Source organism: Trichocoleus sp. DQ-U1 (genome assembly GCF_039961925.1).
Taxonomy (GTDB): Bacteria; Cyanobacteriota; Cyanobacteriia; order Cyanobacteriales; family FACHB-T130; genus FACHB-T130.
On sequence record NZ_JAMPKB010000027.1, the window covers coordinates 1 to 12,178 of the forward strand.

At 47.6% G+C, this 12,178-nt stretch carries 11 protein-coding genes and 2 pseudogenes; 6 read left to right on the forward strand and 7 right to left on the reverse strand.

Annotated elements, in window-relative coordinates; all coding sequences use genetic code 11:
* The 3 genes and pseudogenes from NDI34_RS13225 to NDI34_RS13235 all read left to right on the forward strand — a co-directional run.
* Window positions 1-96: pseudogene (locus NDI34_RS13225) on the forward strand (IS5/IS1182 family transposase); the annotation flags it as partial.
* 26 nt (window positions 97-122) lie between these two features.
* Window positions 123-677, forward strand: a pseudogene (locus tag NDI34_RS13230) (radical SAM protein); the annotation flags it as partial.
* Between the two features lie 198 nt (window positions 678-875).
* Entirely contained in the window at window positions 876-2,354 is a 1,479-nt protein-coding gene (locus NDI34_RS13235; protein WP_348232907.1) for an esterase-like activity of phytase family protein, read from the forward strand.
* A gap of 158 nt (window positions 2,355-2,512) precedes the next feature.
* Here NDI34_RS13235 and NDI34_RS13240 read toward each other — a convergent pair whose 3' ends face one another.
* The 4 genes from NDI34_RS13240 to NDI34_RS13255 all read right to left on the reverse strand — a co-directional run bounded on the left by NDI34_RS13240 (window position 2,513) and on the right by NDI34_RS13255 (window position 4,264).
* A complete protein-coding gene (locus tag NDI34_RS13240) occupies window positions 2,513-3,157 on the reverse strand; it encodes a DUF3318 domain-containing protein (protein WP_190429385.1) in 645 nt (214 codons plus the stop codon).
* Window positions 3,158-3,240: 83 nt separating this feature from the next.
* Entirely contained in the window at window positions 3,241-3,798 is a 558-nt protein-coding gene (locus tag NDI34_RS13245) for a hypothetical protein (RefSeq protein WP_190688006.1), read from the reverse strand.
* Window positions 3,799-3,851: 53 nt separating this feature from the next.
* Entirely contained in the window at window positions 3,852-3,977 is a 126-nt protein-coding gene (locus NDI34_RS13250) for a hypothetical protein (protein WP_277878948.1), read from the reverse strand.
* A 56-nt stretch (window positions 3,978-4,033) separates the two neighbouring features.
* Window positions 4,034-4,264, reverse strand: coding sequence for a hypothetical protein (locus NDI34_RS13255; protein ID WP_190412561.1), 231 nt, complete (start codon window positions 4,262-4,264; stop codon window positions 4,034-4,036).
* A gap of 371 nt (window positions 4,265-4,635) precedes the next feature.
* Here NDI34_RS13255 and NDI34_RS13260 point away from each other — a divergent pair, with 371 nt between their 5' ends.
* Entirely contained in the window at window positions 4,636-5,538 is a 903-nt protein-coding gene (locus NDI34_RS13260; protein ID WP_242031415.1) for a hypothetical protein, read from the forward strand.
* 217 nt (window positions 5,539-5,755) lie between these two features.
* Here NDI34_RS13260 and NDI34_RS13265 read toward each other — a convergent pair whose 3' ends face one another.
* The 3 genes from NDI34_RS13265 to bchL all read right to left on the reverse strand — a co-directional run bounded on the left by NDI34_RS13265 (window position 5,756) and on the right by bchL (window position 8,930).
* Window positions 5,756-7,162: a ferredoxin:protochlorophyllide reductase (ATP-dependent) subunit N gene (locus NDI34_RS13265; RefSeq protein ID WP_190412562.1), complete on the reverse strand. Its 1,407-nt coding sequence runs from the start codon at window positions 7,160-7,162 to the stop codon at window positions 5,756-5,758.
* A 291-nt stretch (window positions 7,163-7,453) separates the two neighbouring features.
* A complete protein-coding gene (locus NDI34_RS13270; RefSeq protein ID WP_190666968.1) occupies window positions 7,454-8,038 on the reverse strand; it encodes a DUF5331 domain-containing protein in 585 nt (194 codons plus the stop codon).
* 25 nt (window positions 8,039-8,063) lie between these two features.
* Window positions 8,064-8,930, reverse strand: coding sequence for a ferredoxin:protochlorophyllide reductase (ATP-dependent) iron-sulfur ATP-binding protein (gene bchL / locus NDI34_RS13275; RefSeq protein ID WP_190412565.1), 867 nt, complete (start codon window positions 8,928-8,930; stop codon window positions 8,064-8,066).
* 828 nt (window positions 8,931-9,758) lie between these two features.
* On the opposite strand from bchL, the gene thiO reads away from it, so the two are divergent.
* Window positions 9,759-11,747 carry a glycine oxidase ThiO gene (gene thiO, locus NDI34_RS13280; protein WP_348232884.1) on the forward strand — a complete coding sequence of 663 codons (1,989 nt, stop codon included), beginning with the start codon at window positions 9,759-9,761 and terminating at the stop codon, window positions 11,745-11,747.
* A 183-nt stretch (window positions 11,748-11,930) separates the two neighbouring features.
* Window positions 11,931-12,110: a ssl1498 family light-harvesting-like protein gene (locus NDI34_RS13285; protein WP_190412567.1), complete on the forward strand. Its 180-nt coding sequence runs from the start codon at window positions 11,931-11,933 to the stop codon at window positions 12,108-12,110.
* Window positions 12,111-12,178: the final 68 nt, after the last annotated feature.

Consider the following 12,178-nt stretch of genomic DNA (forward strand, 5'->3'; position numbering starts at 1 on the left):
TTTTCGGGACGCTATCGCAATCGTAGAAAGCGGTTTGGCTTACGCTTCAACTTGATTGCGGGACTGTTGAACTACGAACTGGCACATACTCACTGATTCATGCAGGAGGTCTAGTGTCTAGCTCGGTGTTACTAGAATGGATTGAACGGCAAAATCAACCCGGTTTGCACGACAGCATCAGCCTCACGGGTGGCGAACCGCTGCTTCATGCTCCCTTCCTAGCTAAATTTCTGCCTGTTTTGCGCCACTCCACAGGGTTGCCACTCTACCTAGAAACTGGTGGTCATCGTCCAGAACAACTAGCCCCGATTTTGCCCTTCCTGGACTCTGTAGGCATGGATATGAAGCTGCCTAGCGTCAGTGGAGAACAAAGGTGGGAAGCGCACAGGGAATTTCTCCAGCTTTGCCATGACTCACGGGTTGATAGTTTTGTCAAATTAATTATTTCTAGCCAAACTGAGCCATCTGAGCTGGAACAGGCATCTGAATTGGTGGCAGCAGTTAGCCCTGCTATCCCGGTGTTTTTACAGCCAGTAACACCCCTACAAATGCCCCATCATCTGCCAGTGTTTGCCCCAACCCCCGCGCAGGTTCTGGAGTGGCAGGCATTAATGAAGCGAAGTCTCAAACAAGTGCGAGTTGTGCCACAGACTCACAAAATGCTGGGTCAACTTTAGAATTATTCATGGTTCATCAGGAATTCTCAGGAACTACGAATCCTGATTAGTAAATTTGTGTAGTTGAATAAAGAATTGATGAAGAACCGGAATACTTATGTGAAATTACTGTGTGGAAGACCGCTTTAAAGTTATCTTTAACCAGCTTTTAAAGTAACCGTCTGATGCTCGTGATAGTAAAAGTTCTGAGGCTAAGACATTATGAAAGCAAAGCATTGGCTTTGGACGGTTAGTTGCTCGCTGGCACTATCTACGCTCTCTATCACGGCAAATACCACCTGTACTTATGCCGCTTCCCTGGTTAATACTCTGGCGATTCCGGGGGAAAGTACGGATCTATTCCCGACTAATGGCGGCAATGGTGGTGCTAACATCAATCGCTTAGGTTTTTTCTCGGATCTATATTACGATCGCTACGAGAATGTGTACTACGGTTTGGGCGATCGCGGTCCAGGAGGCGGTGTACTTTCCTACGAAACCCGAGTTCAGAAATTTTCGCTGGATGTTGACCCAAACACGGGGACGATTAGCAACTTCAAGCTGCTGAAGACCATTTTATTTACTAAGGACGGTGAGAACTTCAACGGGTTGAACCCCCAGTTACTCAACGGCGATACCGGAATTCTGGGTCTTAGCTTCGATCCAGAAGGCTTTGCAGTTGCACCCAACGGCAACTTCTACGTTTCAGACGAGTATGGCCCCTCTGTTTATGAGTTCACTTCGACTGGTTCGTTCATCCGGGCCTTTGCCACTCCAAGCAACATACTTCCTCTAGCTGGAAGCGTTCCCAATTATGTCGATGGTCGCCCAATCCTTACTAGCGGTCGCCAGGATAACCGAGGCTTTGAGGGAGTGACTCTTAGCCCAGACGGTAGAAAACTGTATGCGATGCTGCAAGACCCGCTCGTAACTGAGGGAAGTCCCGATGGACGACGCAGCCAGAACTTGAGAATTGTGGAGTTTGATACGGCAACAGGTGATAGCGTTGCCCAATATATTTACCAGCTAGAAAGTCTTGCCGCTATTAACGATCGCATTCCCGGAACTGATGACGATTTTGGGCAGAATTCTCAAGGTCGTAATATTGGCATTAGCGCCATTACCGCCCTTAATAACAATGAGTTCCTAGTACTGGAACGCGATAATCGCGGCGTGGGCGAAGCCGATCCTCTAAGTGAAGCCCCAGTCGCCAGTAAGCGGGTTTACAAAATTGATCTCACAGGTGCCACAGATGTCAGCAACATCAGCTTGATAGGTACAAATACTTTACCATCTGGCGTAATACCTGTTAGCAAGTCTCTGTTTTTAGATGTTGCAGCGCAGCTGAAGGCGAGTGGTCAAGTAATCCCTGAGAAGTTGGAAGGTTTGACAATCGGGCCTAAGCTAACGGATGGTTCCTACGCAATTATCCTTGGCACGGATAACGACTTTAGTGTGACTCAGGGGAATGCTGGTCAGCAGGATGTTTGCACAGATGGTACAGCCTTTACTCTCGTATCTATTGATAGCGGCTGTCCCGCCGGACAAAAATTACTTCCAGGCTACCTCTACTCGTTCAAAGCTAGTGCTACAGAGTTAGAGGGGTTTGTACCTCCGGAAAAGGTGCCAGAACCAGCGGCAACGGCTGGATTAATGCTACTGGGTTTTGGCGGTTTGTTGCTTAAGCGGCGGCAATAAAAAGGCAATGTAAACAGTGCCCAAATTCGGGTGTACCAAAGGTACACCCGAATTTGGGGAAAGACAGGCACTCATGTAAAACAGAAGAATTCTTCAATCTCGTTACTCAGCTTACGCCTGGTAACGAAGATTTGGATGCGATCGCATCGGAAGAGTCTTTATATTGAGTCCTCGCGTGCGCCTTTGACTTTAGCTTTAGCTTTAGCAGCGCTACGCTTGAGGGCAGAAAGCCGCGTTTCGTATTTGCTCCGTTGCCGTTTGTTTGGGGTTAGCTCCAGCAAAGCTTTCAAAGCGCTACCCAAACTTTTGTAGGCGTTGGGGAGGGAATAACCAAAGCGGGTAGCAAGCGCGATCGCTTTTTCATCCGCTTCAATCATCTCTTTTACCTGCTTCTCCCCACTGTTTTTTTGATACAATCTCCAGCCTGAGACACCACACAAGGCTAAGGCTAATATCAACAGCAAGCCATCCTGCACCCACAGTTCGCCGACAGCACCGCCTAAACCAATTGCAAGCGCTGCCATTTCCCAGCCATCTCTAGGGATGGTGTCGTTTTGAATTCGGGCGACTTCGTGCCAAAACAGTAAATTCCGCTGATCGAGTGCTAGCTGATCCCATTTCACTAGATCAATTTGAACCTCAATTTGATCCTTGCCAATTTCTTCACAGCGGATCAGGGGTGGATTCACTTCAGTCGTTCCTTCGACTGTTACCCAGCTTTGCAATTCTGGCGGCAGTAAGGTTTTTAACCGCCGGAGTTCGCTCATCTCAGCTCTAGCAGAAGAGGTTGCATAGGATGTCATAGTCGTCCAGCCCCAGGAAATTCGCTTTTCAATCGTAAGGTTATTACTTTGGAGTATAGCGATCTTCGTGCCCGGATTCAGATTCACTCAGATGGGAATAGTCCCCGCTTCTTACGCGCTTCCATCGCTCTCTCCAACATTTGCAGTAATCCAGGAGCTTCTTCTTGAAGGGTAAGCAGTAGCCTTTCTCCCAATTCTCGATCGCCTGGATCTTTGCCGGTTGCCATCACCTCTTTCAGTCGAGGCATCGCTACATTATCAATAATTTGAATTAAACCTGACAAACAACGGTTGAATTGTTTTTCGGTAAGACTTGAATCTTCTAAGGGAAACTCAATGATGGCACGAATTTCGCCATCGTTTGGGTCATATTCCCATTGCAGCATTTTGGTTTCCCAGGAAATGCACAGCATTGTCTGGAGGATCGCTTCTTTGTAAGGATGATCTTTAACTCCAGATATAACTTGGGGCGCAAATACCTTGAAAAATTCCCCATCCTCATCCAGCTGGACAACAATCAAGAATTCGTCTACGTTTTCAGCTTGTACACCCGTCAGAATCCGGTACGCTTCTTCGTCAATATGATATTTCCAACCTTGATTGTCTAGATACGTGGCAATCTGTCGTAAAGTAGCGCCCATGACAGCCTCGCTGCGTCAGGTGGAGCAGGAATAACACGACACAGTATAACGTGCTATCTGACAACGGCATAGAGAAAGCCCTCTTTAGTTAGGGCTTGGGGCGATCGCTTGCTTCTAACGCTGTTCCGATCGGGGTTTGGGTTGGAGCTAGGATAGCGATCGCGTCTTTTGTTTCTCAAGCAATTTTGCTCCGAAAAACCCAATGCCAGATGCCTGCGGTACAGTTCAAATTTGCCTAGCGCTGGTAGGAACGACCGCCAAGATAGAGTGCTGCTGCGAGGGCGATTCCAGGTAATGTAATGACTGCTGCTAATGGAGAACGTAACCAACTCGCTTGCTCGTACCGTTCTCGATAATAAGTAGACCTAAGCGAACAGGGTTGAGCGGAACTGACTGAACCCAACAAAATGCTACTAGCGATCGCAGTGCTAGAAGCGATCGTAACCAAAGATAATTTTGTTTTCATACAGTTTTTTCTCCTACCGCGTTTTAGTGCAGGGAACGATCCTGAGCGATCGCGCAAAGTTTCATTTAATTCTAGCTGCCTCTGACTAAACTGGGGTGGAATGCTACGCAAGTGCAAAAAAAGGGGAGTGCGATCGCTCTAACTCAGACAAGCTAAAACTAAAGTGGTTTTTGTAACTGCACAACCCTTCCGGAAGCCTTTGTAGCATTTCAAGCCAGTACGTTTTCTGACAAAAATGCCTTTTCCTATCTAATTCGCACAGTCAAACTACCAACTGAAAACTGAAGAACTAACAAAAACTTGGAAAGCATTTATTGATGGTGCCATACAATTAGGTTGAAATTCAGTATTACTCCTGAATCGGAGCGTCTTTGAGGACTGTTAAAATACCCAGCAGTTTAGCTGTGTATATTGATATGAACTTAGAGCGATCGCTCATGAAGCTAGCCAATGCCGTATCTAAGCTTAATGAACTTTCATCAATGGAAATTTGTACTGAACCAAAATGTACTAAACAAGTTTCTAAACCAGGTCATAAATTGTGTTACGAGCATTGGAAGGCTAACAACACTCAAGCGTCACCCACACCAAAACCTAAACCGAAGCCTCAGCCATCGTCTTCCCCATCGCTGTTGTCCGCTACCAGCATCAGCGAGAAACTGGCAATACCCAAGCACAAAGTTAACCCCATTTTGGCTGAATTAGGATTGTTGAGCAAAGACCAGAACGGCTGGGTTGCTACCAAGTTAGGAATTAACTTCGGTGCGGTGCAAAAAACTTATTCGCAAGACGGCATGCTATACGTTCTCTGGTCTGAGTCGATTCTGACGAATCAAGCGTTCCTCACGACTATCCAAAGTATCAATGGTGATAGTTTAGAAGCAAGTACCAAGGAAGCAACCAGCGAACAAGGGTTTCGCGAGAAGTTTCGGGCTAGCGCACAGCATCGCACCACTGATGGGCATTGGGTTCGATCAAAGGCTGAAGCTCTGATTGATAATTGGTTGTATGTTTCGGGAATCGTTCATGCTTACGAACGACGACTACCCATTGAGGAAGAAGCGTACTGTGACTTTTATCTTCCATCAGGGAGAGTGTATATCGAGTATTGGGGATACGACAACGATCAAGAGTATGCGGCACGTAAGCGAGTTAAGCAGGAGCTATATCAGAAGTACCAGCTCAACTTAATCGAATTATCGGATGAACATATCAAGAATTTGGATGATTGCCTGCCCAGAATATTACTGAAGTTTGGTGTAGTTATTAGTTAAAGAACTCATATAGTTATCCTGTGTTTGCGAGTGCTTCCTCTCTTCCTTCGCGTCTTCTGTAGTTGGGTAAAAAAGCGATCGCAATTCGACCCTTCTATCAAGATGACCTAACTTTACTAATAAAAGTAATAGGAGCGATCGCATCTAGATCGCTCCTACTATTTATTATCTATTACGCCCCTCACCGAAAAGCGGAAAGGGACAAGGGGCGAGGTTCTTAAATCTTCGCTTCTTCTCTCACTAACTTATCCCAACCCAAATCTTTAAGGTTGTTATTCCGGCGCAGCGGACGAGTCACCAACTCCAGAATGTCACGAGCATTTGTAAAGCCGTGAATCTGAGCAAAAGTGAACTCAACAGACCACTTAGTATTGATACCACGTGCTTCCAGTGGGTTGGCGTGCGCCATACCAGTAATCACCAAATCTGGCTTCAGTTCGTAAATACGCTGAATTTGGTTATAGTTGTCCGGCTTCTCCACAATTCTAGGCGTTGGTACACCCATTTCGTGGCAAGTTTTCTCTAGCAGCGCCAATTCAGCGGCTTGATAGCGCTTATCCATGTAGGGGATGCCGATTTCCGGGCAAGTCATGCCACAGCGCACCAGGAAACGAGCTAAAGAGATTTCCAACAAGTTATCGCCCATGAAGAAGACAGATTTGCCGCGAATCAACTGGACGTAGTCTTCCAGATTTTCCCAGATTTGCGCTTCCCGCTCATCTAGCCCTTTGGGTTCAATCCCAAACACCGAGCAAATTTTCTCAATCCAGGCGCGGGTGCCATCGGGACCAATGGGGAAGGGTGCGCCGATGAGTTTGCACTTGCGGCGACGCATCAGCGTAGTGGCGGTGCGGCTGAGAAAGGGGTTCATGCCAGAGACGTAGTAGCCTTCTTCCAGAACTGGCAATTCGGTGTAACGCTTGGATGGTAACCAACCAGAAACTTTAATGCCTTGCTTTTTCAGTTCCAGTGTCAGATTGGTAACAACTGGATCGGGGAGAGAACCGAAGAGAACCAGTGGCGGATGCTTGACATATTCCGATTCATCGGCGGCAACATCTTCTTTTTTCTTGCCGAAGTTGAGCAGAGAAGCGATCGCATTCCTTTCTTTCTTCTCAGTTTCTACCACGGGTGCTTTATCGGGACAACGGGCAGCCATCGCCGCCAGTACGGTGTCTTCCCCTTGGGTAAAGGCGTAGTCTAAACCATTGGCGCGAGCCGTCACAATGGGGATGCCAATTTCGGATTCTAGCTTGGGTGCCAAGCCTTCCAAATCCATTTTGATGATTTCGGTGGTGCAGGTGCCAATCCAAACAATGACGCTGGGGTTGCGATCGCGCTTAATTTGCAAACACAGCCGCTTCAACTCTTCATAGTCATTCAACTGAGCGGAGATATCTCCTTCTTCCAACTCAGCCATCGCATAGCGGGGTTCCGCAAAAATCATCACCCCCATCGCGTTTTGTAAGAAGTAGCCACAGGTTTTTGTACCAATAACTAGGAAGAAACTATCTTCTATCTTTTGGTACAACCAAGCTACGCAGCTGATGGGACAAAATGTATGATAATTTCCAGTTTCACACTCAAAATTAAGCGCTTCCGGTTCTGTATTCGCAAGGGTCATAGTAAAGGTTTCCTCTCAAATTTTTAATTGATTGTTAGTCAAAAGGTGATTAGTTATTAGTCATTCCAGAGACCAAGAAATTCTGACTTAATGACTCATAACTATTGACAAATTACTCAGGAGCTGGGATTAGAGCGATAATCTCTGCATCCTTAAGCTTCATTTGCAGAGCGATCCAGGAACGATTCGCTTGAAAATATTCCAAGCACTTCTGCTTCAAAGCAGATGTAAAGTTTTCAAAATAAAGTCATACTTTCTGTTAGCTCATCCTGCCAATACTGATGTTAACTTTTAACGCTGCCAAGGAAAGCGATGCTTTTTATAAACTCCCTCGCAAGATTCATCCACCTTAGCAGCGATACGACTGGCTGATTGAGCAACATTGAGAGCAGCCGGAGGTAGCATTCTGACTTCCTCTGTATCTGTTTTTTCAGCCGATAGTGCCTCTAGCTCATCGTCGGGAGCAGCCGGTATTGCCTCTAGCTCATCGTCGGGATCGAAGTCTAGCCCAAAGCTCGCCACAATTCGGTCGGGGTCTGCATTGAGGTCCACAATCAGGGGAAGCATCTCATTAAATTGCGGGTCTAGAGTCGATAGCGTCGCCAAAATGAAGCTGGAGGTAGGGCGTCTTTGTCCTTCAGATGTCACCCAGACTTGCAGATGATTGAGCCAGTGGTGATTTTTTCGATAGTAGTCTAGCCATTTGGCTCTGACCGATTCCCGTAGCTGCTCAGGACGTAGTTGCTCAGGACGTAGCTGCTCAGGACATAGCTGCTCGGTGTTCACAGTTGGGCTTGATGCTGATGCTGGTGAAAATAATTTGGTTTGGAGAATGGTGCATAACAATACGCACGTCAAGATTGACACTAAAAGCATTGATCCATTCTCCATCCTTAGATCCCTAAACCATCATCATATCTAGCTCTTGTTCTTCAGTCTTCACCTCTGGCTTGGTGGGATTGAGGTAGAAATCAGACAGCAAGGAGAACAACTCGCGGTCTGGAGCATCGTTAGGCACAACACCCTCTGGACGCGCCAGAATTTGGTCGGCAATGTTGAGGTAGTAATCGCAGACGTAGTTGAGCGAGGGGTCAGTCTCTGCCATTTCAAACAGAGTTTTGCCCTTAACGCGGGAAACGCGAATGTCTTCAATCAGCGGTAACACTTCTAGCACTGGCATCGGTACCGCAGAAATGTATTTCTCGATCAGGTCGCGCTTAGCAGTGCGGTTGCCAATCAATCCGGCGAGACGCAGGGGGTGAGTCCGAGCTTTTTCACGGACAGAAGCGGCAATCCGGTTGGCTGCAAACAAGGCGTCAAAGCCGTTGTCAGTGACAATCAAGCAGTAGTCAGAATAGTTGAGGGGAGCTGCAAAGCCGCCACATACCACGTCACCGAGTACGTCAAACAGAATGATATCGTACTCATCGAAGGCGTTCAGTTCCTTGAGTAACTTCACGGTTTCGCCTACCACGTAACCGCCGCAACCGGCACCAGCTGGGGGACCCCCTGCTTCTACGCAATCAACGCCGCCATAGCCTTTGTAGATGACATCTTCAGCCCAGACATCTTCGTAGTGGTAGTCCTTTTCTTGAAGCGTGTCGATAATTGTGGGAATCAGGAAGCCGGTCAGGGTGAAGGTGCTGTCGTGCTTGGGGTCACAGCCAATTTGCAGGACTTTCTTGCCGCGCTTGGCTAGAGCCACAGAGATATTGCAGCTGGTTGTGGATTTGCCGATTCCGCCTTTTCCGTATACTGACAGTTTCACGCGCTTCGTCTCCTATAGTTTCATTTCAAACCAGGATGGTTGTCTTTGGTGTTAGGCAGGGCATGAATAAAGTCGCTGCCGAAGAAAGCCAGCCGTAGATTGCTTTTTATCTGGGTATGAACTGCATTATTGTCCAACTGCCGCAGAAAATAAAGGGGATGGAGGAATGGATTAGGTACTAATCGCGATTATTGAGAAAATAGATAATTCTTTAATGTTTTTCTTTTGCTAAAAATGCTGATAAAGCTGCAATTTAAATATTTAAGAGGTTTTGTACTCTCTTAATTAAGAATGGGGAACAAAAGACAAAAAGCTCGGGGCGAAGAGAAGACGCTCACGCTACAACGTGAAACCGATAATTTGAGGCTATTTAGGACTCTGCGAACAACGTCGCTCGTCGAGAAAGTCTTAAACTGTACCTATAACTCGGATTGACTTCGCCTAATCGGCTACACTGCCTGAAGCAGATGGCTAATCAAAAGGGTCACAGAGGCATCTGCAAGTAAAGTGGGGATTTTGATGAATAATTATTAATTTTTGAGAGACAGTTTTCTAGGAATCCGAGTTGAGTTCACAGTCAGGGAGAAGATCGCAGAGGGGCGGGAAGAGGCTAACATCAATCACCGAAAGGGGAGGAGGGATGGTTTTGCGGAGCGCCTGGTGTTCCGAAGCAATCCGTCGTCATGACCAAGACTAAAGCGATCGCTACCGCTCATTGGCAACGCTTCTTGACTAGGCTTAAATTAGGACGCCATCTTTTTCTAAGGCGTATGCGTTGATTTATGGAAAGCCTTAGAGTCGGATTTTAGTTAAAGCAACTATATCTATATGAATACAGAAAGTGACATTCTCATCATCGGCGGCGGTGCGATTGGCTTAGCGATCGCCCTCGAACTTCGCTTACGGGGGGCAACCGTCACCGTCTTGTGCCGCGACTTCAACTCCGCAGCGGCTCATGCTGCTGCTGGAATGCTAGCACCCCAAGCAGAAGGGATTCCGACGGGCGCAATGCTGGATTTATGTCTGCGGAGTCGGGATTTGTATCCGGACTGGGCAAGCAAACTGGAAGCGATCGCAGGGGTATCTATCGGCTATTGGCCTAGCGGCATCTTGGCACCCGTTTATCTCAATCCTCAGTCCTCAGCCCTCAGTCCTCACTCCTTAGCACATTGGTTAGATAAAGATGCAATTCATCAAATTCAACCCGGACTGGGTTCAGACGTTGTTGGTGGTTGGTGGTATCCCGAAGATGGTCAAGTAGACAATCGGGCTTTAGTTCAAGCCTTGCGGGTGGCAGTGAGGGAATTAGGTGTAGATATCCATGAAGGCGTGGCAGCTGAAGCCCTCCAGCAACAGAACCGGAGAATCAACTGCGTCAGAACAGCATCTGGGGATTTTCGCGCTCAACACTATGTCTTAGCCACCGGGGCTTGGTCAAATGAATTATTGCCAATTCCGGTCAGCCCGAAAAAAGGTCAAATGTTGTCCGTGCAAGTGCCTGGTGGCAGCCAGGAGGGATTGCCTCTCAAGCGGGTGCTGTTTGGTGAGGAAATCTACATCGTGCCGCGTCGGAATGGACAACTGATCGTGGGAGCCACTAGCGAGGATGTGGGATTCACACCCCATAACACTCCAGCCGGAATCAAAACCTTATTGGAAAACGCGATTCGCCTTTATCCCGCTTTGCAGAACTTTCCCATCCAGGAATTTTGGTGGGGATTTCGACCGGCGACACCCGATGAGTTGCCGATTCTCGGTTCTAGCGCCTGCAAGAATTTAACGCTGGCAACGGGTCATTACCGCAACGGAATTTTGCTGGCACCCGTGACGGCTTCCTTAGTGGCAGACCTGATTTGGGAGCAAAAGTCCGATCCCCTGTTAGACCATTTTCACTACTCCAGGTTCTACGCTGGATCTAAACCCATCAATGCAACCCCCAAAATGCTTCAAATAAGCCATCCTTCTGAATCCGGGAGAATTCAAGGCTCGTCCCTACAGATGAATCATTCCTTGGAAACCCTGCCATCCGATCCTTTAATTATTGCGGGTCGGACTTTTCGCTCTCGCCTGATGACTGGTACCGGCAAGTATCGCAGCATCGAAGAAATGCAGCAAAGTATTGTGACTAGCGGTTGCGAAATTGTTACGGTGGCGGTGCGCCGGGTACAAACAAAAGCGCCCGGACATGAAGGGCTGGCTGAAGCGTTGGATTGGACAAAAATCTGGATGCTACCCAACACGGCTGGCTGTAAAACGGCTGAAGAGGCGATTCGAGTGGCACGTCTGGGGCGGGAGATGGCAAAACTTTTGGGTCAAGAAGACAATAACTTTGTCAAGTTAGAGGTGATTCCTGACTTAAAGTATCTCCTGCCCGACCCAATTGGCACTTTGGAAGCGGCAGAGCAACTGGTGAAGGAAGGCTTTGCAGTTCTGCCTTATATCAATGCTGACCCGTTACTGGCTAAACGATTGGAAGAGGTTGGCTGTGCGACGGTGATGCCTTTGGGTTCTCCGATTGGTTCCGGACAGGGCATCAAGAATGCAGCGAATATTGAAATCATTATTGAGAATGCTGGGGTGCCAGTGGTGGTGGATGCCGGACTGGCTACGCCCAGTGAGGCAGCGCAGGCAATGGAGATGGGGGCTGATGCCGTGTTGATCAATAGTGCGATCGCTGGGGCGAAAAATCCTGCCGCGATGGGTCGCGCAATGGCTCTGGGTGTTGAGGCTGGGCGTCTCGCCTATCAAGCCGGACGAATCCCTGTAAAAGTCTACGCCAACCCCAGTTCTCCCCTGACTGGCACGATTACCAGTTAAAGGCTAAAGGGGCTGAGGAGAATGTAAGTTCAACCTCTCCTTGGCACTCCTGCACTTAGTCGGTACCAAGATTCTCTCCTCTGGCGGAAGTAGTGTAAATAATTCATGCAAAAGATAGAGTACATTGACCCGATTCTTTGTTACAATTATTTACAAAATAAATCCCAGATAAGGATATCATTCATGAGATATACAACCGAAGACGGCGGACGTTTGAACAATTTTGCAGTAGAACCAAAAGTTTACAAAGCAGAACCGCCAACCCAGGATCAAAAGCGCAACTATCTCTTCATGGGAATTGGCGCGATCGCTTTGCTTAGCAGCTTAATATTTGTTGCTATTTCGGCATCCAATGTAGGCTAAGCACCCACCTGATACTTTTCAGGAACGGGTGAAATAAGGCAAAAGTAAAAAGTTAAACGTAAAAAGAA

Bases quoted from the DNA above. Each gene is read 5' to 3' on its own strand.
- NDI34_RS13240 (WP_190429385.1), bottom strand. From the start codon at position 3,157: ATGACATCCTATGCAACCTCTTCTGCTAGAGCTGAGATGAGCGAACTC.
- NDI34_RS13245 (WP_190688006.1), bottom strand. From the start codon at position 3,798: ATGGGCGCTACTTTACGACAGATTGCCACGTATCTAGACAATCAAGGT.
- NDI34_RS13255 (WP_190412561.1), bottom strand. From the start codon at position 4,264: ATGAAAACAAAATTATCTTTGGTTACGATCGCTTCTAGCACTGCGATC.
- NDI34_RS13265 (WP_190412562.1), bottom strand. From the start codon at position 7,162: ATGACCCTTGCGAATACAGAACCGGAAGCGCTTAATTTTGAGTGTGAA.
- NDI34_RS13270 (WP_190666968.1), bottom strand. From the start codon at position 8,038: ATGCTTTTAGTGTCAATCTTGACGTGCGTATTGTTATGCACCATTCTC.
- thiO (WP_348232884.1), top strand. From the start codon at position 9,759: ATGAATACAGAAAGTGACATTCTCATCATCGGCGGCGGTGCGATTGGC.
- NDI34_RS13285 (WP_190412567.1), top strand. From the start codon at position 11,931: ATGAGATATACAACCGAAGACGGCGGACGTTTGAACAATTTTGCAGTA.